Annotated in this window: 2 protein-coding genes; one reads left to right on the top strand and one right to left on the bottom strand. The window is 55.7% G+C overall.

The window, feature by feature from the left end:
- The coding region (locus DBV08_RS29920) for a thioesterase domain-containing protein (RefSeq protein ID WP_260395815.1) at positions 1-1,090 on the top strand (1,090 nt) is incomplete at its 5' end.
- A gap of 40 nt (positions 1,091-1,130) precedes the next feature.
- On the opposite strand, the gene DBV08_RS29915 is transcribed toward DBV08_RS29920, so the two are convergent.
- Positions 1,131-2,573, bottom strand: a complete 1,443-nt coding sequence (locus DBV08_RS29915) for a wax ester/triacylglycerol synthase domain-containing protein (protein WP_185564980.1) — start codon at positions 2,571-2,573, stop codon at positions 1,131-1,133.
- Positions 2,574-3,362 lie beyond the last annotated feature (789 nt).

The raw sequence follows: 3,362 nt of genomic DNA, 5'->3' as shown, positions 1-3,362 counted from the left end.
GTTGTTGCCGGAGCCGGTGGTCGAGCGTCGGTCCTTCCGCGCGCCCACGACGGAGGCCGAGATCCTGGTGGCGAGCGTCGTCTCTGGGATTCTCGGTGTCGATGCTGTCGGTCTCGACGATGACTTCTTCGAACTCGGCGGCAACTCACTAAATGCAATGAGGGTAATCGCCGGACTCACGGAGGCACTCGGCGTGAACGTCCCCGTTCGTATCGTGTTCGATGCTCCGATCATGACGGATCTAGCCAGCAGAATCGCTATCGGCATCCGTGCAGGTTTCGACGTTGCATCTGATGACGCAATTTCTGTTGTTTTGCCGTTGCGGACTGGTGGTAGCGAGCGACCGCTCTTCTGCATCCATCCCATGGTCGGATTGGCTTGGCCGTACATGAACTTGCTGCCTGCTGTTGACAGATCAATTCCTGTTTACGGGATCCAAACGCCCGCACTGACTGACGAGAAATTTGCTCCTGCCGAACTCGGCGACTACATGGATCGCTACGTAGACGAAATAATTCGTGTGCAAGCCGAGGGTCCGTACCGACTGATGGGATGGTCGTTAGGGGGTGTGCTTGCGCATGGCGTGGCCACTCGGCTGCAGAACCGTGGTAGCGAAGTTGAGACACTGGTAGTTGTCGACAGCCTTCCGATTGCCGAGCTAACCGAGGCAGCCGACTCACGTCCTTTTGTTGACCATCTACGCGAAGATTTCTCTGCGATGGGAATCGCCATCCCCGCTGGCGAGGAGATTGGAAACCTTAGTAGGGAGTCGCTGACTTCAATTCTCAAGGCAGTCGAAGGAGACAGGGTTGGACTTTCGATCGATCGAATTCGTCAGCTGTTTACCAGCATCGAGGCGTTGGAGGCGATGATCGATCGATATGGTCCGAAGGTGTTTGATGGAGATGTCATCTTCGTCAGTTCTGAGCAGCATCCTGAACCCGCAGACGCGGCCTTGCTGTGGCAACCATACGTGCACGGAGTAATTGACAATTTTTATGTTCAATGTCCCCATGTCGCGATGATGACGCCACCAGCGTCAGCAGAGATCGGGCAGGTAATCGATCGAGCGTTGAGGACGCAATATTAGCCGGCGTAACGGATTCGGCGGTGTCTCGAGCCTCGTCGGCTCAATCGGCCCCGCCGGACCCGGTTGAGGCTTGTTGCAGGTCTCGGAACGCTCGAGTGATCGCTTCCGCGTAAAGACTGCTGTCCGGCATCGCCTCGGCGCAGGCAGTGAAACTAACTGAAATTCGGTCGCCCAGCGAGCTGACAACGTGTTGCAGTCCAGATTGGTCGCAGGTACCGAGAACGCCGAACCCGTCTATCGCGGACCTACCGAAGAAGGAAAGACCTTGGCTCGAACCACGGGGAACATTGGTGACTACGACGGTCGCGCCCACATTCTGTGTGGGTCTAGCCGCATGGCGTTTTTGTCTCCACATCGCATACTTCACCAGCCACATAGGCCAATGGTCCATCGTGTGCTCCACCCGCACAGATCGAGGGTCGCCGATGCGTGACTTTTCCAGACTGGCCGAGTACGCGATAGAACGGAGTCGATCGACTGGATTCTCGGATTCAGGGTGGAGATCAACTAGCATCGTCGAAAACTGGTTGGAACCTTTTTCGGGCTCGCTCACTCGCTGTTTCACTGGAAATACGGATTTCGGCGACGCGGAGCCCATAGAGGTTGGGGGAGTGTCACCGACAGTGTCCAGATAACTTGATAGTGCGATTGCAACGACGGTCAGCATTACGTCATTGACTGTCACATTTTCAACAGCACGACGAATTGCCTGAACATCGGTCAGCGAAAACAGGACAACGTCAAACGTCCACTTTCCAGAGGTTACTCGGTTGAATCGCGTTGAGGGCCGACTGGCAGGCGTCGGCGCGACTCTCCCTGATTCGACGGCGCTACTCAGATCCTCTTGTGCGGCTTTCATCTCAGCCGTGGCACGTCGCGCTTGTCGCACTTGCCGCAGAGTCAGTTCGGGAATCTGCCAAACTCGGAATTTGGGCCTTGCCGAGTCCAGAACAGGCCAACTTGGATTTGGATCACCGAACAGTCGTCGGGCAAGTGCGACAGATTCAACTCCGTCGCCAACGCTGTGATGAAATTTCAGAATGACAGCACTAGCTCCGTCTGGGACAGTTTTTGCACCTGTGATGTCGTTGATCACGTGAAGTTCCCACAGCGGTCTTGACCGGTCCATCGGGCGGTTGGCGATCCGGACGATTTCATCGGTAAGGCCGCGCCAGCCTGGCGTGGAAAGCCCCGTTACAGTGATATGTCTCCTGATATCAAGATCTCGATCTGTCACCCAGCAGGGAAAACCAAGATCAAACGGCATTCGATATACTTTTCGCCTGAATATCGGGCAGACGTCAAGCTGATCGATCATCCACGCTTCGAGCGATTGCTGATCGATTGAACCATTTGGGCCGGATTCCGCATCGAAGATCCAAACACTGACCAGATGTGTGTACGAATGGTCAGTGTCGACGAAAAGTGCCGTCGTCTGGCGCGTCGACAACGGCCGGACGGTACTCAAAGGCTGAACAGACACGTTTCCTCCGAAGTCGAATGTGCAACTTCCATTGTGCAACGTCCATGAACACTATCCGGTCGAACCGGGCAACGCATTCACAGCTTTGACGGACCTTCGTACCGTCCTGTAGGTGTTGAATCGATCCGAGGGTAAGAAATGGCACCGGTGTCGCGTGTGGTCGGTACGCAGTGCGCGAGTGAACTGTCCGTCGGAGTCGTCGACAACGGTCCGTGCTTGCTCTGCTTCTACTCCGTCGCCGGGACGGCCGACCTCCACCTGCCGATCGATCTTCGGTCTTGGCCTGTCTGCAAGTGTGACGAGAATGGCTCGAGTTCCAAATCGCAAATTGCACCAAGATGCACACCAACTGTGTGCGCAATTTCGAACGTCCAGTTAATTGCCGCGCAACTTCATCGATCCAGTGCAGCGCGCATCTTGGGCGCTCGAGAACATCGCCAGCTAGTTTTTGGTCGTACAGAAAGTCTTCCATCTAATCGAAACGAACCGACCGGTTGCATACTTTCGAGATTCTGAACCAATGTCTTTAGCTGCAACAATGGTTCCATGTGCCTACTTTGGGCACGGCAGCTCGCCGCCGGATCGAGACAGTTCGGGCGGTGAACTGAAGCGTTGACGGAAGTGAGTTGCTTCATGCAGCACGGTGTTCTCCAGCTAGTCGTTCAATCACAGGTCGTGCCGTCATGAGCGCCCGTGATGTGGGACCGGAGAACACGAAGCAACGAGCGACTCCGGGCCGCACACGCCGATCCAGCCGACGTGCCCGCACTTTGTTGTTGCCGCAGTTGT

The organism is Rhodococcus sp. KBW08 (genome assembly GCF_003852455.1).
GTDB lineage: Bacteria > Actinomycetota > Actinomycetes > Mycobacteriales > Mycobacteriaceae > Rhodococcus_F > Rhodococcus_F baikonurensis.
Note: the sequence above shows the minus strand (reverse complement) of the source record. Positions and strands in the feature narration are given on the sequence as shown.